We start from the raw sequence: 18,689 nt of genomic DNA, 5'->3' as shown, positions 1-18,689 counted from the left end.
TCGCGATGCTGGCGCTCAGCGCGTGCTCCGCTGCGATGGACGAGTCCGCGCGGTCCCCGCTCCCCGAAGGCATCACCGCCGTGCTGGTGCAGCTGCGATCGGATGTCGCGGCCCGCCAGGCGCAGGTCGAGGTGCACAACGCGGGCGACACGTCGATCCGGATCGGAGACGTCACCGTTGCCGATCCGCGCCTCGACGGTGTCGCCTCGCGCGTGCTCGACCGGGAGTCGACGCTGGGTCCCGGGGGTACGGTCGACTTCCGCATCCAGCTGCCCGAGATGGCCTGTGACGTCACGGAGGGCACGCCCAGCGTCCGGCTGACCTTCGTCGGCCAGGGCGCCGACGAGGTCAGAGAGGGTGCGCTCCCCGACGCGCTGGACGTGCTCGGGCCGATGCACGAGCGCGAGTGCCGGGCGCAGGCGCTCGCCGAGGCAGCCGATGTGTCGATCGTCTCCTTCACACCGTCGGAATCGGGCAGCCCCGCCGACCTCACGCTCGAGATCGCACCGACGGGCGAGGACAGCGCCCGGATCGTCGGCGTCCACGACACGAACCTCCTGACGTTCGCGGGCACGCAGCCGGTCGGGTACCCGATCGACATCGCCGTCGCGTCGGGTGACACCGAGACGACGATCGTGCACCTCCCGCTCGTGCCGCTTCGGTGCGATCCGCACGCTGTGCAGGAAGACAAGCGCGGCACGGTCTTCACCTTCGACGTCGAGGTAGAGGGAGAGCCGGGCACAGTCGAGATCGCGGCCGTCGAGGATGTGCGAGGCCGCATCCTCACGTGGGTCGCGAACTGGTGCGGCTTCGGTCCGGGCTGACGCTTCGACAGGCTCAGCGACCGTGCGACAGGCTCAGCGACCGTGCGACAGGCTCAGCGACCGTGCGACAGGCTGAGTCGGGAATCTAGGCTGAGCGCATGGTTCAGAGCAACGTGGCTCCCGACGATCCCGCGGCGGCCCGCGGCATCTCACGGCGCACGCAGTCCGAGATCTACCGGGCCGGGATCAGCGGCACGAGACCTCGCGTGCCGATCGATTCCACTGCCCTCGAAGCCGCCGCCCGCAAGGCGCTGAGCGCCGAGGCGTTCGCCTACATCGCGGGCGGCGCGGGCGCCGAGCGCACCGTCGCGGCGAACCGTGCGGCCTTCGACCGCTGGCAGGTGTGGCCACGCCCGCTGCGCGATGTCTCGACGCGCGACCTCTCGATCGACTTCCTGGGCCGGCGGCGGGCGACGCCGCTGCTGCTCGCTCCGCTCGGCGTGATGGAGATGGCGCACGCCGACGCCGACTTGGCGGTCGCACGAGCGGCGGCCGCTCTGGGCGTGCCGTACACGCTGAGCAACCAGGCGTCCTTCCCCATGGAGGAGGTGCGAGATGTTGCGCCGGCCGGCGCGCGGCTGTTCCAGCTGTACTGGTCGGCATCCGACGAGCTCAATGCATCGCTGCTGCGCCGGGCCGAGGCATCCGGCTGCGAAGCCATCGTCGTGACGCTCGACACCCACCTGCTCGGCTGGCGCACGCGCGATCTCGACCTCGCCTACCTGCCGTTCACGCGCGGCCTCGGCATCGCGCAGTACACGAGCGATCCGGTGTTCGAGCAGCTGGTGCGCGAGCGGGTGGGCCCTTCGACAGGCTCAGGGACCGGGGTCGGCTCAGGGACCGGGGGCGGCTCAGGGACCGGGGGCGGCTCAGGGACCGGAGGCGGCTCAGGGACCGGGGGCGGCTCACGGACCGGGGGCGGCTCAGGGACCGACGCGCCGCCGCGCGTCAGGCTCACGCCCAAGGCGCTGGCGGCGGGCATCAGCATCGCGCGCAAGGGTGGCGCCCTGACGGGGGCGGGAGTGCGTGAGAGCCTGCGCTCGCCGTTGCCGAGGGCCGCGATCGAGACGTTCCTCGATGTGTTCTCGACGCCTGCGCTCACGTGGGACGACCTGGCGCGGGCCCGCGACTGGACGACGCTCCCGATCATCCTGAAGGGCATCGTGCATCCGGACGACGCTGCCCGCGCACTCGACGCGGGGGTCGACGGCGTGTGGGTGTCGAACCACGGCGGACGCCAGATCGACCAGTCGGTTCCGACTCTCGCGGCCCTTCCCGACGTGGTGGAGCGCGTCGGCGGTCGGGTGCCGATCGTCTTCGACTCGGGTGTGCGGCAGGGGTCGGATGCCGTCATCGCCCTCGCGCTCGGAGCCACCGCCGTCGCGATCGGCCGGTCCTACGCCTACGGCCTCGGCATCGCCGGCGAGGCAGGGGTGCGTGAGGTCATCCGCAACATCCTCGCCGAGCTCGACATCACGCTCGGACTCGCCGGCTGCACGTCGATCGAGGAGCTCGGACCCGACGTGCTGCGCGCCGTCTGACCGCCCGCCGCCCACCTCCTGTGGAGGAGGTCGTGCACGCCATCCCCACGCGACTTACGCTGTACCCATGGGACCTCGCCCGCGACGCCGCGCCCCCCTCGCGCCGCGCATCCAATTCGTCCGAACAACACCCGGCCGGCGCAGGATCACCGTGGGCGCGCTCGTGCTCGCTGCGACCATCGGGCTGACCGGATGCTTCGGATCGAGCCCGGATGAAGGCGATCCCGGCGAGGGCGACTTCGCGGATGACGGCTGCACGCACATCGCGGTTGCCACCTCGTCCGAGAAGGTCAACATGCTCGACGCGCTCGCGGCGGCGTTCAAGGACTCGCCCGAGGCTGAGGCGCTCGACGAGTGCGCGACCGTCCGCCCGGTCAATGTCTCATCCGGCGACGCCACGCGCTACCTGACGGCGGGCGGCGACTGGCCGAACGAGAACCCCGAGCTCTGGCCGACACTGTGGTCGCCGGCTTCGACAGTCTGGACCGAGCGCGTCGCGGCCGCGGCGTCGCCCTCACTCGTCGGCGAACCCGAATCGTTCACGCGCACACCGGTCGTGTTCGGGATGCCGGAGGCCATGGCCCGCGCGCTGGGATATCCCGGCAAGCCGATCAGCATCACGGACATCGAGCAGCTGTGCGCGGACCCGGACGGCTGGGGCAGCGTCGGAAAGCCCGTGTGGGGGTCGTTCAAGATCTCCAAGACCAACCCGAACACGTCGACCACGGGGCTCTCCGCCATCCTCATGCAGTCCTACGAGGCGTCGGGCAAGACCGAAGGGCTGACCGCAGCCGATGTCGCCGCGGCCGAGGACTTCTCGCGGGTCTTCGAGGAGTGCGTCATCCACTACGGCGACACCACCGGCAAGGTGCTCACGACGCTGTACGACGAGACCCAGAACGGCGCGAGCGGTTCGGGTTACGTGTCCGCGGTGGCAGTCGAGGAGACCTCGCTGCTGAACTACAACCAGGGCAACCCCGACTCGCACACGGTGCAGCCGGGCGAGAAGCTCACCCCGCCGAAGGAGAAGCTCGTCGCGGTCTACCCCGAGGGCGGTTCGATGTGGTCCGACAACCCCGTCACGGTTCTCGGCGCCGATTGGGTGACCCCGGTGCAGCGCGAGGCGGGCGAGGCGTTCGCCGCCTTCTTGCAGACGGAGCCCGCCCAGAAGATCCTGCCCCAGTTCGGCTTCCGACCGCTCGACGAGTCGGTGCCGCTCGGCAAGCTGTTCACCGAGGAGTACGGCGTCGATCCCGCTGGCCCGGCTGTGACCCTGCCGCGTCCGCAGGTCGACGTCGTCTCGGCCGCGATCGATCAGTGGACCCAGATCCGCAAGCCCTCCTCCGTGCTCGAGGTCATCGACATCTCGGGATCGATGGATGAGGCGATCGGCGACGGCCGATCCAAGCTCGATGGGGCGATCGAGGGCGCACAGGCGACGCTCGGGCATTTCCGCACGACCGACGAGGTGGGGGTGTGGGCGTTCACCACCGGGCTCGAGTCCGGCTTCGGCGACGGCAATATCGCGGTGCTGCGGGACGTCTCGCCCCTCGCCGCGGATCGCGAGTCGCTCGGCAGCTCCCTCGACGACCTCCACTTCGCGAACCGGCAGGGCACGCCGCTGTACGACGCGATCTCGCTCGCCTACGACGAGATGCGCGCACGGGCGGAACCCGGCCGGATCAACGCCATCGTCGTGCTGTCCGACGGCGAAGACACCGATTCGTCGATCTCGCTCGACTCTCTGATCGCCAAGATCGGCACCGCGGAGCGCGAAGGAGGCGATGCGGCTCCGGTGCGCATCTTCCCGATCGCCTACGGCGAGGGCGCCGACACCGGCCCCCTGCAGCGGATCGCCGAGGCGACGGGCGGCCAGTGGTTCGATGCCTCCGACCCGGCCAAGATCGATCTCGTCTTCGCGTCTGTCATCAACAACTTCTGACCGGCAGGACACGGATGCTGATCGCGCTCGCCGACGCCGGAGGGTACGTCGACGATGCCGTCGAATCGCTGGCGAACGACAACGTGTACGTGTCGTCGGAGGTGCCCGACGCCTCCGCTCTGAGCAGCGTGCTCGACCAGCAGATCGGCGACGCGTCGATCGGCGTGGCGGTGTTCTCGGACAATGCCGCGCTCGAGGCATCCGGTCCTGAGATCGTGTCGCAGCTCGCTGCGGCGCACCCCGAATACAACACGATCATCGTCGCGGTCGGCGACGATCTGTCGGCGGGTTCACGGGTGCTCGACCGCGGTGAGGCGATGCAGATCGCCAATGAGGCCGAGTCGTCCGCCGGGTCGCTCGAGGACGCTTTGACCGGGACCGTGCAGGGTGTCGTCACGGCGTCGGACACTCCGCCGGTGAGCGGCGCTGATGTGTCCGGCGGGCTCGTGATCGGGCTCGCCATCGGAGCGGCGGTCGTGGTCGGCGGGATCGTCGGCGTTGTCGCAGTCATCCGCCGCCGCCGTCGGCCGGCTCCTGCCGAAGCCGAAGAGGCCCCGGTGCCCGAGACGGTGAGCGCCCAGGTGCAGACACTCCATGCGCTGAGTGCGGAGTATGCCGCCGCGGGGCTCGCCGGCCATCCGATCGCAGCCCAGACCTCGCAGGACCTCGATGCCATCGCCGACAACGTCACCCAGCTGTTCGAGCGGCTTGCGGGGAAGGGCTCCGAGGATCAGCGTCAGCTCGCCGAGATCGAGTACGGCGACAAGCTCGCCAAGCTCCTCGCCGCGGCCGATCGCCACTATCTGCTCGACATCCTCATCCATCCGAACCTGTGGGACGACCCCGACGAGCGTGTGAGCGAGGTCCGCGATGCCGTGGTCGCGGTGTCGGAGCAGCTGGTCGACAACATCAAGCAGGTCAACGCGCAGCGCGCGCTGCACTTCCAGGTCTCGCTGGACTCCTTGATCGGGCGACGCAAGGAGCTGCGCGACTGGGACCGCGCGTTCCGCCGCGCGGACGACGACGGATCGCTTTCGGGAGAGCCCGCCGCCGGCGCATAGCGAACAACCGCCTGACGGGCGCGGGGTGGAGATTCCCGCCGACTAGAATCGACGGATGCCGTGGCATCCCTTTTAGGACGCCCGCACCAGCGCTGATCCGCGCACGCCCACCCCGACCATTGGAGCCACCATGGCCGAGCAGTCCCGCCTCGACAAAGTGATCGCCCTGGCCCGCCACCGCGGGTTCGTCTTCCAGGCGGGCGAGATCTACGGCGGATCCCGCTCGGCGTGGGACTACGGCCCACTGGGCACGGAGCTCAAGGAGAACATCCGCCGCCAGTGGTGGCAGACGTTCGTCCGCGGTCGTGGCGACATGGTCGGTCTCGACTCCTCGGTCATTCTGCCGAAGCGCGTGTGGGAGGCATCCGGCCACGTCGCAACCTTCACGGATCCGCTGGTGGAGTGCCTCAACTGCCACAAGCGCTTCCGCGCCGACAACCTCATCGAGGACTTCGAGGCCCGCAAGGGTCGTCCCACCGAGAACGGGCTCGCGGACGTCCCCTGCCCGAACTGCGGCGTCAAGGGCCAGTACACCGAGCCGAAGGCGTTCTCAGGACTCGTCAAGACCTACCTCGGCGTGGTCGACGACGAATCCGGCCTCCATTACCTGCGACCCGAGACCGCACAGGGCATCTTCGTGAACTTCTCGAACGTGCTGACAGCCTCGCGCAAGAAGCCTCCGTTCGGCATCGGCCAGGTCGGCAAGGCGTTCCGCAACGAGATCACGCCCGGCAACTTCATCTTCCGCACGCGCGAGTTCGAGCAGATGGAGATCGAGTTCTTCACGCCTCCCGCTGAGGCGGAGGAGTGGTTCGCGCACTGGGTCGAGGCGTGCTGGGACTGGTTCATCGACCTCGGCATCGACCCGGCCAATATCCGGCGCTTCGACGTGCCCGAGGACGACCGCGCCCACTACTCCGCGGGCACGATCGACATCGAGTACAAGTTCGGCTTCTCGGGCAAGGAATGGGGCGAGCTCATGGGTGTGGCCAACCGCACCGACTATGACCTGTCCAGCCACACCGAGGCCTCCGGCCAGAGCCTGACGTACTTCGACCAGGCGTCGGGTGAGAAGTACATCCCGTACGTGATCGAGCCCTCGTTCGGACTCACCCGGGCCATGATGGCGTTCCTCGTCGACGCGTACCACGAAGAGGAGGTGCCGAACGCGAAGGGCGGCACCGACACTCGGACGGTGCTGAAGCTCGACCCCCGCCTCGCTCCGGTCAAGGTCGCGGTGCTGCCGCTGTCGCGCAACGAGAAGCTCTCGCCGCTCGCCCGGCAGGTCGCTGCCGACCTGCGCGGCGAGTGGAACGTCGACTTCGACGACGCCGGCGCGATCGGACGTCGATACCGCCGTCAGGATGAGGTCGGCACGCCGTTTTGCGTCACGGTCGACTTCGACTCGCTCGAAGACGACGCCGTCACGGTGCGCGATCGCGACTCGATGGGTCAGGAGCGGGTTCCGATCGACGGGTTGCGCGCCTACCTCGCGGAGCGCCTCGTCGGAGCCTGACCGCCGTCTCGGCTAGAGGAAACGGCCGAATTGGTCCTGCATCTCGGTGCCGGTGGGGTCGTGCGTCAGGGTGATGCTCGCGAATGTCAGCGAGACCTCTTCGTAGGCGTCCCAGGACTGCTGCGTGTCGCGTGTGTCGGGAAGGACGCTGGAGATGCCCGAGACCACCCCGTTGGCGATCGTCACGGTGAAGAAGTGGCGCAGGGTGCCGTCATCCGGATTCAGATCGAACAGCAGGATGTCGCCTGCGACGCGCTCGTTCTGCGCGAGGGCGCGGTACAGCAGGGGAGTGCTGCGATCGATGCGCTTGACGAATCGGATGGGCTGATACTGCCGCCTGCCCGTCGCCTGCCCGCTGCCCGGGGCGCGGGCGACGTCGGCGCCGAAGGTCAGCCGCTGCACCTCGACGTGGTCGGACTGGACGTCCACCGAGCCCACATGATCGACGCTGACGTCGCCCGTCAGCGCCGTGCCGTTCAGGGTCAGCCTCGCGTACCCGTTGAGTGCCATCTCATGCTCCTTTCGCGAGATCCGGCGACTCTGCCGGCTCAGCTTGCGTTCACGGTTGCAGAGGGCGCCGGGTGCCCTCGAGATACCGCGTCTCGCCGCCGAGCGGTCAGCTCGACCCGCCGTCACGGGCACGCTGGCCGAATGTGCCCGCCGTGACCGTGCTGTAGGACGAGCGCACGATCTCTTCCAGCACGGCGAGGTCGATGCTCTCCAGGTCTTTGAGATAGAGGCAGCCGACGCCTGTCGTGTGTGCGCCGAGTCGCCCAAGCGAGTCCGTGTGCGCGCCCACTCCGTCGGGCAGGTAGATCACAGTCGCAGCCTTGCGCGGCGCGAAGCCGGCGGCCCCGGCGTCACCCTCGCGGCCGGACTCGTAGCGGTAGTGGTACCGCCCGAAGCCGATGATCGAGCCCCACAGCACGGGCTCCTCGCCGGTCACGCGCTCCATGAGTGCGACGAGCGTGTCGGCATCCCGTCGTCGCTTCGCCGGCGTCACTCCCGCGATGAAGGCGCCGACGTCGCCGCCCGTGGGTTCCATCACGCCCCCTTCGCGGCGACCTTCATCGCGCGTTTGTGCTCGCGCACCTTGGCCAGGGAGTCCGCAGACGTGATGTCGGCGACGGACCGGTAGCAGTCCGCATCGCCATAGCTTCCGGATGCCTCGCGCCATCCGTCTCCGTCGAACCCGGTCTGCTTGCCGAGCAGCGCGAGGAAGATCTTCGCTTTCTGCTCGCCGAAGCCAGGGAGGCCCTTGAGGCGTCGCAGCACCTCGGTGCCGGACGGATCGCCGCGCGTCCAGATCGCCGCGGCATCCCCACCCCACTCCTGCTCGACCTCGGCACACAGCGCCTGCACCCGCGCTGCCATCGACCCGGGAAAGCGGTGGACGGCGGGAGTGGTCCGGAAGACATCGACGAAGGCTTCGGGGTCGTAGCCGGCGATGGTGGCGGCATCCACCGATCCGATGCGCTCCTGGATCTTCCGCGGGCCCGCGAAGGCGGTCTCCATGGCGACCTGCTGATCGAGCAGCATGCCGATGAGCAGCGCGAGGGGGTTCTCGGTGAGCAGACGGTCGGCAGCCTCGTCGCCGGTGATGTGGAGCGTCATGCCGCCAGTCTCGCACCCTGCGGACGGTGGATCCATGCCCCTCGTGCCGCGTGCAAGACCGGATGCCAGGATGGAGGGATGGCTGATGACCCGTTACCGTTCGACGAGCTCGTCGCGCACGCTCGAGAGACGCGAGTGGTCGTCGTCGGCGGCGGCATCGGGGGGCTCGTGGCTGCTTTGGAGTGCGCGAAGATCGGCATGCAGGTCACGGTGTTCGAGGCATCCGATCGGCTCGGCGGGCTCGTCCGGTCAGCGGATGTCGCGGGCCTGACGCTGGATGTCGGGGCCGAGAGCTACGCCACCCGAGGCGGTCACGTCCGGCGGCTCGTCGAGGAACTCGGCCTCGCCGACGAGATCGTGGCTCCGCTGCCCGGCGGGGCGTGGTTGGCCGGTCTACCCGGAGCCGCGCCGCTGCCGAAGGGCGGCGTGCTCGGAATTCCCGAGAACCCGTTCACGGATGACGTGCGCGCGATCATCGGCTGGAGGGGCGCCTGGCGTGCGTACGCCGATCGACTCCGCCCGGTGCTCACGATCGGCGAGGAGCGCAGTCTCGGCCGACTCGTGCGCCGCCGCATGGGCGACCGGGTGCTCGACCGCCTGGTCGCACCGGTCACCTCGGGCGTGTACTCCGCCGACCCCGACGACATCGACGTCGAGCTGGCGGCGCCCGGGCTGAACGCCGCACTGACGAACGCCGGGTCGCTCTCCGGGGCTGTCGCTGCGCTCGCCCGCTCACGCGCCGAGGCGCCCGGAAGCGCGGTCGAGGGCATCAGCGGCGGGATGTCGCGCCTCGTCGATGCGCTGGGAGCGCGGCTCGTCGAGCTCGGTGCCGATATCCAGGTCGAGACGCCGGTCGAGGCGATCGTTCCCACCGCAGAGCCCGGGGTGAAGCCCGGGTGGACGGTTCGCACGGCCGAGGGCGACCTGAACGCGGAGCAGGTGATCGTGGCGTGCTCGGAGTCGGCCGCGCGTGCGCTGCTGGCCGGGCTCATCGGGCCGGCGGATTCCGACCGTGTCGCTCCCCGCGTCCACGTCGTCACGCTCGTGGTCGACGCCCCCGACCTTGATGGCGCACCGCGCGGCACGGGCGTGCTCACCGTGCCGGGCAGTCATCGGGCGAAGGCACTCACGCACTCGAGCGCGAAATGGCCCTGGCTCGGCGAGGCGGCCGCCGTGGGACATCCGCATCGCCACGTGGTCCGCGTCTCGTTCGGCACCCAGTCCGAGGCGCCGGCAACCGATGGCCTCGGCCGCGACGATGCGACGACTCTGGCACTGGCTGAGGCATCGGCGCTGCTTGGCGTCCGGCTGGACGCGACCCACCTGGTCGGCAGCGATATCGCACGCTACGAGCAGACTCTGCCCGGTGCGGCCATCGGACAGCGGGAGGCCGCGGCCGCCGTCCGCGCCACGCTCTCGAAGGTGCCGGGGATCGTCGCGGTCGGTGCCTGGTTGAGTGGAACCGGCCTCGCCCAGGTCGTGCCAGACGCCCGCGCCCAGTCCGAGGTCCTTCGTCGTGCGACGCTGTTCGGATCGGCTCCCGCCTCGGAGTGAGAGTGTCGCGGGATGAGACCGGGTCCGCATCGACCGGGTTGTCAAGGGTGGATACCGGAATCGGCATACAGGGCTACCCTGGGACCAGACCACCAGCACCATGAGTGTGAGGAGACCGCATGAAGGGCAGAGCAGGACTTGTGATCGGACTTGCCGTGGGCTACGTCCTCGGCTCCCGCGCAGGGCGTGAGCGCTACGAGCAGATCAAGGGCCAGGCGCTCAAAGTCTGGAACCTCGACCCGGTTCAAGAGCAGGTCGCCAAGGTGAAGGACTTCGCGGCATCGACGGCCATGGCGCTTCCGAGCACGCTGTGGGACTCAGCGGTCAAGGTGACCAAGGCTGCGTCGTCGAAGGGCACGACGCCCGGACAGAAGCTGGATGCCGCCCTCAAGACCGGGCAGGACCAGGCCGACGACATCGCGGATGCCGCTCAATCGTCTGCTTCCGCTGTGAAGGACGAGATCGACGACGCGGTCGACGAGATCGCGAAGGCAGCGAAGAAGCCCGGCGGAAAGTGAGATGACCACGCCACGTGGCTTCCGCGACCGCGCCGACGACAGCCTTCTCACGCTGCTCGGCGACGTTCCGGAACTGGTCCGCAACCTCGTCATCGCGGAGGTCGAAGCCGCCAAGGCGTGGCTTGCCAAGACCGCCAAGAACGCCGGTGTCGGCACCGGATGGATCATCGGTGCACTGTTCGTGCTGTTCTGGTCGATTCCCGTGCTCGGGACGTTCGTCATCGCCGGGCTCTCGTCGTGGTGGCCGGTGTGGCTGTCGGCGCTGGTCGTGTTCGTCGTCATGATCCTGATAACCGCGGTGCTCGGACTGCTCGGCTACCTGCAGTTCCGCAAGCTTGCGCGAGCCCAGAACCCGGTGCAATCGATCGTGCAAGACGTGAAAGAGGTCCGCGATGAGCTCTGACCTGCCCGCGCTGGTCCCGATTCCCGTGCCTGCCACAGCGGTGCCGATCGGAATCACCGATCCTGTCGTGAAGGCCCGCACCGAACTCAAGGCCGCCCTCGCGGCGATCGAAGTCAAGGCGAATGTGCCACGGCGTGTTTCGCGCACCATCGACGACAACGTCGAGGCTGCCCGAGCGTTCAGCCGGTCGAACCCGGCTCTTGCCGGTGCTGCGGTCATTGCGGCCGCGGTGACCGTCGGCGGGATCGTCTGGGGACTCGTGCGCCTCTACACGCGCTGATCGCCCGGATCCGCGCCCGGCGGCGACGGGTGTCGGCTCTGCCGCCGCGGATCATCGTGCATACCGGACAGCACGCCCTCCGCGAGGTATGCTCGGTGTGAGGCAGTGCAATGGTGCGGATGCTGCCGACAGCGCGAACCCGATTCGAACGCGCTTCGGCTGCTCGAACGTCGTGGGCGGCCGGCTCAGCCCCACGAGAGTCGACTCCAATGAACCCAGCCCCACAGCACACGATCACCAAACCGCTCGCCGGATGGCGGGTCCTGGTGCCCCGTGGTGGACCGTGGGGGGACTCCGTTGCCGCAACACTGCGCCGTGAGGGTGCCGTGCCGGTCATCGCACCGCTCATCAACTTCGCGCCGACGAATGACCAGCCCACGCTCGAGCAGGCGCTTGCGGATCTCGAGTCCGGCGCCTTCGACTGGCTCACCGTGACCAGCGCCACGACCGTCGATGTGCTCTACGCCTACCGTGCGAACATCCCCTCCTCGACCAGAGTGGCCGCGGTCGGCGAGACCACAGCAGCGGCGTTGGTCGCAGCCGGCTATCGCGTCGACCTCGTGCCCGAGCGTGACAACTCCGCGGCGGGGATGGCGGAGCAGATGATCGCTCTCGAACCCGAGGCTCGCGACATCCTGACCCTTCGCAGCGAGATCGCGAAGCCGGTGCTCACTCGGATGCTGTCGGAAGCGGGTCACCGCGTCAGAAGCGTCGTCGCGTACCGGACGGTCGGCGTTCCGGTGACCGATCGCATCGCTGAGGATGTCCGGTCGGGGCGCATCAACGCGATCCTCGTCACGAGCGGATCGGTCGCCGAGCAGGTGAGCGCACAGTTCCCCGATGTGCCGCCGGAGACCCTCATCGCCGCCATCGGTCCCCGCACCGCGAAGGACGCCAGGCGAACCGGACTGTCGGTCGACGTGATCGCCGATCAGCAGACGGTCGATGCGCTGATCGATGCGGTCGCCAAGTTCGCCCTGCCCCACGCCGCGGACGAGTTCGCACCCTAGGTCGAATGGCGGCGAGGTCATCCTCGACGCTCCCTGCCGTCGTCAGCCGACCGAGCGGATGCGGATAGCCTGGACCGATGCCGACCCCTCGTATCGTCGTCCTCGCCGGCGGGGTCGGCGGATCCCGCTTTGTGCGCGGGGCACGTGCCGCTCTGCGGGGGCGCGGTGTCACGACCACCGAGGATGCGCTCACCGTCGTGGTGAACACGGGCGATGACCTGTGGCTGTCGGGGGTGCGACTTCAGCCCGACGTCGACTCGATCGTGTACGCCCTTGCCGGGGTCAACGACGCCGGGCGGGGCTGGGGCCGCGAGGGCGACAGTGAGCGCGTGAATCACGAGCTGCAGGAGTGGGGCGCGGGCTGGCCGTGGTTCACCCTCGGCGACCTCGACCTCGGAACCCATCTCGCCCGAACCGGATGGCTGCGCGAGGGGCTGACACCTACGCGGGTCATCGAGCGGATGTCGCGCCGCTGGCCCCTCGGCGCGCGGCTGCTTCCGATGACCGACGACGAGGTCGACACGATCGTGGTGCTGCGCGACGGCTCGCGCATCCACTTCCAGGAGTGGTGGACCCGCCATCGCGCAGCCCTCGATCCCGCGCGATTCGAGAATCCGGGCATTGAGGCCGCCGCCGCGGCACCCGGTGTCGCCGACGCGATCACCGGAGCCGACGTCGTGCTCATCGCACCGTCCAACCCCGTTGTCTCGATCGGCCCGATCCTCGACGTGCCGGGTGTCCGGGAGGCGCTGTCTGCGACATCCGCGCGTGTCATCGGCGTGTCCCCGATCATCGGCGGGCGCGTGGTTCGCGGGATGGCGGATGTCTGCCTCTCCGCCATCGGCGTGGAGACCTCGGCGTCGGCGGTCGCAGCCCACTACGGCGCGCGCGCGCAGGGCGGTCTGCTCGACGCCTGGCTCGTCGCCGAAGAAGACGCGGATTCGGCGTCCGTGATCGAGGGGCGCGGCATCCGGACTCTGGTCGCACCGCTGTGGATGAAGGACGAGGCGCACTCCGCGGCCCTCGCTGAGGCGGCGCTGTCGGCAGCGGGCGTCTGACATGCCCGACCTCACGTGGTTCGCGTGGGCGCTGCTGGCGATCGCGGCGTTCGCGGTCGGAGTGTCGAAGACGGCGATCCCGGGCGTGACGACCGTCTCGGTGGCGATCTTCGCCGCGATCCTCCCGGCCAAGCAGTCCACCGGCGCGCTGCTCGTGCTGCTGATCGTCGCGGACGTGTTCGCGATCACCGCCTACCGGCGTCACGCCAACTGGCGTGTGCTGATTCGCCTGGCTCCGGCTGTGCTCGTCGGGCTCGCGCTGGGGATCCTGTTCCTCGCCGTTGCGGACGACGAATGGGTGAGGAAGGTGATCGGGGTGATCCTCCTGGTGGTGATCGCCGTGACCCTGGTGCGACGGCGGATCGGGCAGACGGTCGCAAGCGGCGGATCGCATCGGATCGCCGCCGCGTCGTACGGCACGCTCGGCGGCTTCACCACGATGGTGGCCAACTCGGGTGGGCCGGTCATGTCCATGTACTTCCTGGCATCGCGGTTCTCGGTGAAGGAGTTCCTCGGCACGGCGGCATGGTTCTTCGCCATCGTGAACATCATGAAGGTGCCGTTCTCGGTCGGTCTCGGGCTCATCACGGTGCCGGGCCTGCTGCTCGATCTCGTGCTCGTGCCCCTCGTGGTGGGCGGAGCTCTGCTGGGTCTGTGGTTCGCCGACCGCATCGACCAGGTCCTCTTCGAGCGACTCGTGATCATCTTCACGGTGGTCGGCGCGGTGTACCTGCTGGTGATCTGACGCGCGACTATGCCCGCTCGACCGGCAGCCACAGCTCGCAGGTCGCCGTGCTGAAGTCCGGTGCACGATCGAGGACCGCGACCATCGAGGGACCCGGGCGCAGCCGCCACGGGTGGGAGGGGAACCAGTCCGTCGCCGTCGCGGCCCAGGTGGACTGCAGGGCCGCCGGGTAGGGGCCCGCGGTGCGGAACACCGCCCACGAGCCGGCACCGACCTCGATCTCGTCGAGGTCGGCCGGTACCGGCGTGGCGTTGCTGACGGCGACGCCGTGCAGGTAGGTGAGCTCGCTGCCCTCGGTGTAGTCGGGGTCGACTTCCGCGCTCACCTGGAGAAGGCCGGCCGGCTCGGTGTTGCTCAGCTCCTTCAGCCGGCCGTGCTCGGCTGCCGGCATCGCCGCTATGTGCGCCTGGATGTGGGGGTTGACGCCCTCATGGATGAGCGGCACCCGCGCAGCGTGGCCGATGAGTCGGAATGCCGGTCGGTCCGCGATGCGAGTGTCCATCGTGGTGTTCCCTTCTACGGTCAGGCGGAACCTGAGCTGCGGTTGAATGCGAAGGGGACCACCGTCTCGGCGCACGTCGCCGGGGCCGGCGCCGTGCACGGCCCGGAATGCCCGGCCGAACGCCTCGGCAGAGCCGTGGCCGTAGCGCACAGCGATGCCCAACAGATCACCGTCGCCGAGGATGTCTGCCGCCGCGACCGACATCCGCCGTCGTCGGATGTACTCCGACAGCGGCATCCCGGCGAGCGACGAGAACATCCGGCGCAGGTGATACTCCGTGGTGCCGGCACTGTTCGCGAGGCCCGCGACGTCGATCTCATCGGTGAGCTGATCCTCGATGAGGTCGACGAGCCCGTTGAGCGCTGCGATCATGGTCCCCCCTCTGCAAAGAGCCTGCCTATCGGCCGTGGCGCGCACCCGACTTCTGTGGTCCGAATCGATCGTGTGTTGACGATGGATGTAAAGCGTGCTTTACTTCCATCGAAGACAAGCACACTTTACTTCTGGAGGTGGCCGATGGTCCCGGCGGACCCGCCGCGGCAGGTGCGACGAGCGCCGGCCTCGTACTACATCCTCGCCGTGGTCTTCGGCGTGATCGCCACATCCATCGTCGCTGCCATCGTCGGCGTCACCAACCAGCCCGACTTCTGGCTCGCGTTCGGGATCGGGGCGCTCTGCGCGGCCTACCCCGCGTTCGCCTTGGGTCACAAGCTCTTCGTCTCGCGCAACACGATCGTCGTCGACGCGCACGGTGAGCAGAGCGTCGAGGTGCAGTGGATGCTGCGCGCCGGCGCCGAGACGTTCCTCGACCTGCTCGTTGCCATGACGCTCGGCGCAGCCGTGCTGCTGATCACGCGGTTCGAGCTCCAGGCCGCGGTGGCCCTGCTCGGACTGCTCGCACTCGCGGTCGCGGACGTCGGCGCGCGCTACCTCGTGATCCGGGCTCGGGCGTCGTAGTGCAGAACGACCTCGTGCGCCGACGCGCGGAGCGCGGCTGGTCGCAGGCCCAGCTCGCCGAGCAGCTGGGCGTTTCGCGCCAGACCATCGTCTCGATCGAGCGTGGCCGCTTCGACCCCTCGCTGCCGCTGGCCTTCCACATCGCCCGGCTCTTCGACTGCCGGATCGAGGACGTCTTCTCGCCGGGCATCAGCGGATGAGGTGAGGCGTGGGCACGGTGAGCACGTTCACGAGAGCGACGCCAGCGGGATGACGGCGAGCGCGACCGTGAGCGGCGCAACGATGAGTCCCAGCACCACGTAGCGGCGCCACGGCACATCGATGCCGACCGCTTGAAGGCGCTCGTGCCAGAGGAGTGTGGCGAGCGATGCCCATGGCGTGATGAGCGATCCGGCGTTGACGCCGGTGAGGAGCGCCCCGAGCCGCGCGGGGGAGTCTGCGACGGACTCGAGTGCCAGATACGCCGGCAGGTTGTTCACGGCGTTGGCTCCCAGCATCCCGACGCCTGCGAGCTGCCAGAGCGAGGAGAGATCCTCGCCTGCGCCGGCCACGACATCCAGGAGAGCTCGCGAGCCGGCCGCCTCCAGCGCGGCGACCGCGAGGAACAGTCCGGATGCGAACACCACGAGCTGCCAGGGCACGAGTGCCACCCGCACCGCCCGCGGCGATCGCCACAGGAATACGCCCAGCAGCAGTGCCGCTGCCGCCAGCGCGGGAATCCACGGCGGGATGCCGCTCACCAGCAGCGGCAGGAGGACGACGACCACCGCCGCCGTCACCATCAGCTGGAGGCGATCGGAGATCTCCGGACGGGGCGCGGGAGCGTAGGTGCCGCGAAGCGCACGTCGATGGACGATCCAGAGCAGCAGCACCGTCACCACGATCGCGATCAGCGCCGACGGACCGAGCGTCAGCACGAAGGCCAGGGGACTGATGTCGAGCCGCTCGACAGCGAGGAGGTTCGTGAGATTGGAGACGGGCAGCACCAGGGACGCCGTGTTCGCGAGCCAGACCGTCGTGAACGCGAACGGCAGCACCTCGAGTCGATGGGTGCGCGCCACCGCCACGACGACCGGGGTGAGGAGCACAGCGGTCGTGTCCAGCGACAGGAACGACGTCACCACGACAGCCAGGACGACGATGAGAATCCACAGCAACCACGTACGGCCTCGCGCGAGACGGGCGAGGAAATCCGCCGCGACATCGAACACGCCCGCGAACGCCGCGAACTCGGCCACGATCGTGATGGCGACGACGAACAGCAGGATCGGCCATACTCGGTCGGCGACCATGAGCGCATCGGATGCGGGCAGGATCCCGACGGCCACGGCGGCGCCGCCGACGAGGAGCAGGATGCCGCCGATCACCGCGAGTCTCACGACATCCATCCTCTGCGGATTCTTCTGTGACGCGCATTCCGCCCCGCGGGCGACAGGTGACGTCGGGCGGAGGTATTCGAGTCGATGGGTCCCGGGAATGATCCCGCGTGTACAGCGTCGCGTAGAACGTGCATTCTTATATTGGGCGTTCAATTTGTGTCATTCGGCCTCATATCATCGAATCAATGTCTGAGGTTGGTGCCATCATTGGGTCATGTCAGCGAACCTCGATTCCCCGCCCGAAGCGGAGGACGTCGAAGCGGAGTGGGCACGGCTGATGGAGGTTGCGGAGTCGTGGGGCGTCGATCCCGAGCCGCGAGATTCCGACATCATCTGGGACGACGAGCCGATAACGCCTGGCGTGGCGCGATATCTGGCCGGGGTGTCGCATCGCGAGCAGCTGTTGTGCGAGTGGGAGGACGCTGCCGCGCAGATCGCGAAATGGCAGGCGGTGCAGGCGCGTATCCTCGCCGACGCGCTCGATCTGGCTCTCGTTGATGGCTCGTCCCGCCGCGACACCGATCTGGCGGTGCGGTCGATGGCGGCGGAGCTCGCGTGCGCCGTCGGTATGAGCGATCGCACCGTCCAGGCTCACATGAACGACGCGCAGGTTCTGCGGGATCTCTATGCAGCTTCGCTCTCGAAGCTGCGATCGGGTGGGATGTCGCGGGCGCACGCGCAGGTCATCATCGACGAGGGCACGCGGCTGATGGACGGCGAAGTCCGGGCCGACTATGAGCGGATGATGCTCGAGCTGCCCGCGCATCTCACGACGAGTCGGATGCGGGTGATCGCCAAGGCGATCGCGGAGGACTTGCAGCCGGTCAGTCTCACGGAACGCCACCTCGAGGCGCGCGCCGGTCGGCGAGTGGAGGTCCGTGATACCGACGACGGAATGGCGGAGCTGCTGGTGCCGCTGCCCGCGGTGCTGGCGCACGGCATCTATGACCGGCTCACGCAGCAAGCGCGCATCATCCTTGCCGCCGAACTTGCTGCCGCGAAGGCGGATGCTGCGAAGGCGGATGGGCGGGCGGGTGCCGCGATGGCGGATGCTGCAATCGCCGCGACCGGTGCTGACACCACTGCCGTTGCTGGCGATATCAGGCCGGTCAGGACCTTGGACCAGATTCGCGCCGACATGCTCTGCGACCTGCTGCTCACGGGGCACGCCACCGTGGAGGGCATCGATGCGGACGGTGGTGAGGGGATCGACGCGATCCGCGGCATCGTGCAGATCACCGTCCCGCAGTCCGTCCTCGCCGGGGACGACGCCGGGCCGTCAGCATGTCTGACCGGCCGCGGCCCGATCGACTCCGAGACCGCGCAGCGAATGGCCGGCAACGCGTCGCTGTGGCACCTGGTCCTCACCGATCGCACCAGCGGTGCCGTCGTCGCCGTGGAGCGAAGGTTCCCCAACGAGGCGCAGGTCCGCCATCTTCGGGCGCGCGACGAACACTGTCGGTTTCCCGGCTGTCGCGCTCCGGTCTGGCGATGCGACATCGACCACAGCATCGATCACCAACACGGCGGCGCAACCAGCATCTGCAATCTGGCCCACCTGTGCCGGCGACATCACACGCTGAAACACAACACCGCGTGGCAGTTACGACAACTCGAGGGCGGGGTCCTGGAATGGACCAGCCCGCTCGGCCGGGTCTACATCGAACACCCGCCTGCGACCCTCCGATTCATCCCTGAACGGGAATGACGGCTTCAGCACATTCGCATCTATGGGGAGCTTCAGCAGCGCCGGCCAGTCGCCGCCGACGGTGATCAAGGACTCGG

20 protein-coding genes are annotated in these 18,689 nt (G+C 68.8%); 15 read left to right on the top strand and 5 right to left on the bottom strand.

From position 1 onward, the window contains the following. Positions 1 to 5 precede the first annotated feature (5 nt). The 5 genes from ABD188_RS02890 to ABD188_RS02870 all read left to right on the top strand — a co-directional run bounded on the left by ABD188_RS02890 (position 6) and on the right by ABD188_RS02870 (position 6,884). A complete protein-coding gene (locus ABD188_RS02890) occupies positions 6 to 824 on the top strand; it encodes a hypothetical protein (protein WP_344066826.1) in 819 nt (272 codons plus the stop codon). Positions 825 to 922: 98 nt separating this feature from the next. After that, on the top strand, positions 923 to 2,365 hold the full coding sequence (locus ABD188_RS02885; protein ID WP_344058345.1) for an alpha-hydroxy-acid oxidizing protein: 1,443 nt from the start codon (positions 923 to 925) through the stop codon (positions 2,363 to 2,365). Between the two features lie 67 nt (positions 2,366 to 2,432). Beyond that, positions 2,433 to 4,307: a substrate-binding and vWA domain-containing protein gene (locus ABD188_RS02880; protein WP_344058343.1), complete on the top strand. Its 1,875-nt coding sequence runs from the start codon at positions 2,433 to 2,435 to the stop codon at positions 4,305 to 4,307. 14 nt (positions 4,308 to 4,321) lie between these two features. Beyond that, positions 4,322 to 5,368, top strand: coding sequence for a hypothetical protein (locus ABD188_RS02875; RefSeq protein WP_344058341.1), 1,047 nt, complete (start codon positions 4,322 to 4,324; stop codon positions 5,366 to 5,368). Between the two features lie 130 nt (positions 5,369 to 5,498). Next, positions 5,499 to 6,884, top strand: coding sequence for a glycine--tRNA ligase (locus ABD188_RS02870; protein WP_344058339.1), 1,386 nt, complete (start codon positions 5,499 to 5,501; stop codon positions 6,882 to 6,884). 12 nt (positions 6,885 to 6,896) lie between these two features. On the opposite strand, the gene tssD is transcribed toward ABD188_RS02870, so the two are convergent. The 3 genes from tssD to ABD188_RS02855 all read right to left on the bottom strand — a co-directional run bounded on the left by tssD (position 6,897) and on the right by ABD188_RS02855 (position 8,498). Beyond that, positions 6,897 to 7,394 carry a type VI secretion system tube protein TssD gene (gene tssD / locus ABD188_RS02865; RefSeq protein ID WP_344058337.1) on the bottom strand — a complete coding sequence of 166 codons (498 nt, stop codon included), beginning with the start codon at positions 7,392 to 7,394 and terminating at the stop codon, positions 6,897 to 6,899. A 106-nt stretch (positions 7,395 to 7,500) separates the two neighbouring features. Further along, positions 7,501 to 7,929: a DUF1801 domain-containing protein gene (locus ABD188_RS02860; RefSeq protein WP_344058335.1), complete on the bottom strand. Its 429-nt coding sequence runs from the start codon at positions 7,927 to 7,929 to the stop codon at positions 7,501 to 7,503. Continuing rightward, positions 7,929 to 8,498, bottom strand: a complete 570-nt coding sequence (locus ABD188_RS02855; RefSeq protein WP_344058333.1) for an HhH-GPD-type base excision DNA repair protein — start codon at positions 8,496 to 8,498, stop codon at positions 7,929 to 7,931. Before ABD188_RS02855 ends, ABD188_RS02860 begins: the two co-directional genes overlap by 1 nt. Before the next feature lie 78 nt (positions 8,499 to 8,576). Here ABD188_RS02855 and hemG point away from each other — a divergent pair, with 78 nt between their 5' ends. The 7 genes from hemG (at position 8,577) to ABD188_RS02820 (ending at position 14,066) form a co-directional block, all read left to right on the top strand. Next, positions 8,577 to 10,052, top strand: a complete 1,476-nt coding sequence (gene hemG, locus ABD188_RS02850) for a protoporphyrinogen oxidase (protein ID WP_344058331.1) — start codon at positions 8,577 to 8,579, stop codon at positions 10,050 to 10,052. A gap of 119 nt (positions 10,053 to 10,171) precedes the next feature. After that, positions 10,172 to 10,570 (top strand): hypothetical protein, encoded by a 399-nt coding sequence (locus tag ABD188_RS02845; protein ID WP_344058329.1) that lies wholly within the window; start codon positions 10,172 to 10,174, stop codon positions 10,568 to 10,570. Between the two features lies 1 nt (position 10,571). Further along, positions 10,572 to 10,973 carry a phage holin family protein gene (locus tag ABD188_RS02840; RefSeq protein WP_344058327.1) on the top strand — a complete coding sequence of 134 codons (402 nt, stop codon included), beginning with the start codon at positions 10,572 to 10,574 and terminating at the stop codon, positions 10,971 to 10,973. Beyond that, positions 10,963 to 11,253 (top strand): hypothetical protein, encoded by a 291-nt coding sequence (locus ABD188_RS02835; RefSeq protein WP_344058325.1) that lies wholly within the window; start codon positions 10,963 to 10,965, stop codon positions 11,251 to 11,253. Before ABD188_RS02840 ends, ABD188_RS02835 begins: the two co-directional genes overlap by 11 nt. Positions 11,254 to 11,462: 209 nt before the next feature. Then, the gene (locus ABD188_RS02830) at positions 11,463 to 12,263 is read left to right on the top strand and encodes a uroporphyrinogen-III synthase (protein ID WP_344058323.1); all 801 of its coding nucleotides are present in this window, start codon (positions 11,463 to 11,465) and stop codon (positions 12,261 to 12,263) included. A gap of 77 nt (positions 12,264 to 12,340) precedes the next feature. Further along, entirely contained in the window at positions 12,341 to 13,321 is a 981-nt protein-coding gene (gene cofD / locus ABD188_RS02825) for a 2-phospho-L-lactate transferase (RefSeq protein ID WP_344058321.1), read from the top strand. Between the two features lies 1 nt (position 13,322). Continuing rightward, positions 13,323 to 14,066, top strand: a complete 744-nt coding sequence (locus ABD188_RS02820) for a sulfite exporter TauE/SafE family protein (protein WP_344058319.1) — start codon at positions 13,323 to 13,325, stop codon at positions 14,064 to 14,066. 7 nt (positions 14,067 to 14,073) lie between these two features. Here ABD188_RS02820 and ABD188_RS02815 read toward each other — a convergent pair whose 3' ends face one another. Continuing rightward, positions 14,074 to 14,940: an AraC family transcriptional regulator gene (locus tag ABD188_RS02815; protein ID WP_344058317.1), complete on the bottom strand. Its 867-nt coding sequence runs from the start codon at positions 14,938 to 14,940 to the stop codon at positions 14,074 to 14,076. A 144-nt stretch (positions 14,941 to 15,084) separates the two neighbouring features. Between ABD188_RS02815 and ABD188_RS02810 the strand changes: the two genes are divergently transcribed. Beyond that, complete coding sequence (locus ABD188_RS02810; protein ID WP_344058315.1) at positions 15,085 to 15,525, top strand: hypothetical protein; 441 nt, start codon at positions 15,085 to 15,087, stop codon at positions 15,523 to 15,525. Next, positions 15,525 to 15,725 (top strand): helix-turn-helix transcriptional regulator, encoded by a 201-nt coding sequence (locus ABD188_RS02805; protein ID WP_344058313.1) that lies wholly within the window; start codon positions 15,525 to 15,527, stop codon positions 15,723 to 15,725. The genes ABD188_RS02810 and ABD188_RS02805 overlap by 1 nt, the downstream gene beginning before the upstream one ends. 27 nt (positions 15,726 to 15,752) lie before the next feature. Here ABD188_RS02805 and ABD188_RS02800 read toward each other — a convergent pair whose 3' ends face one another. Beyond that, entirely contained in the window at positions 15,753 to 16,913 is a 1,161-nt protein-coding gene (locus tag ABD188_RS02800) for an SLC13 family permease (protein WP_344058311.1), read from the bottom strand. A 205-nt stretch (positions 16,914 to 17,118) separates the two neighbouring features. Between ABD188_RS02800 and ABD188_RS02795 the strand changes: the two genes are divergently transcribed. Next, the gene (locus ABD188_RS02795) at positions 17,119 to 18,612 is read left to right on the top strand and encodes an HNH endonuclease signature motif containing protein (RefSeq protein WP_344058310.1); all 1,494 of its coding nucleotides are present in this window, start codon (positions 17,119 to 17,121) and stop codon (positions 18,610 to 18,612) included. Positions 18,613 to 18,689: the final 77 nt, after the last annotated feature.

The organism is Microbacterium pumilum, assembly GCF_039530225.1.
Taxonomy (GTDB): domain Bacteria; phylum Actinomycetota; class Actinomycetes; order Actinomycetales; family Microbacteriaceae; genus Microbacterium; species Microbacterium pumilum.
The sequence above is the reverse complement of the archived record's forward strand: the minus strand, read 5'-3'. Positions and strand labels throughout refer to the sequence as shown.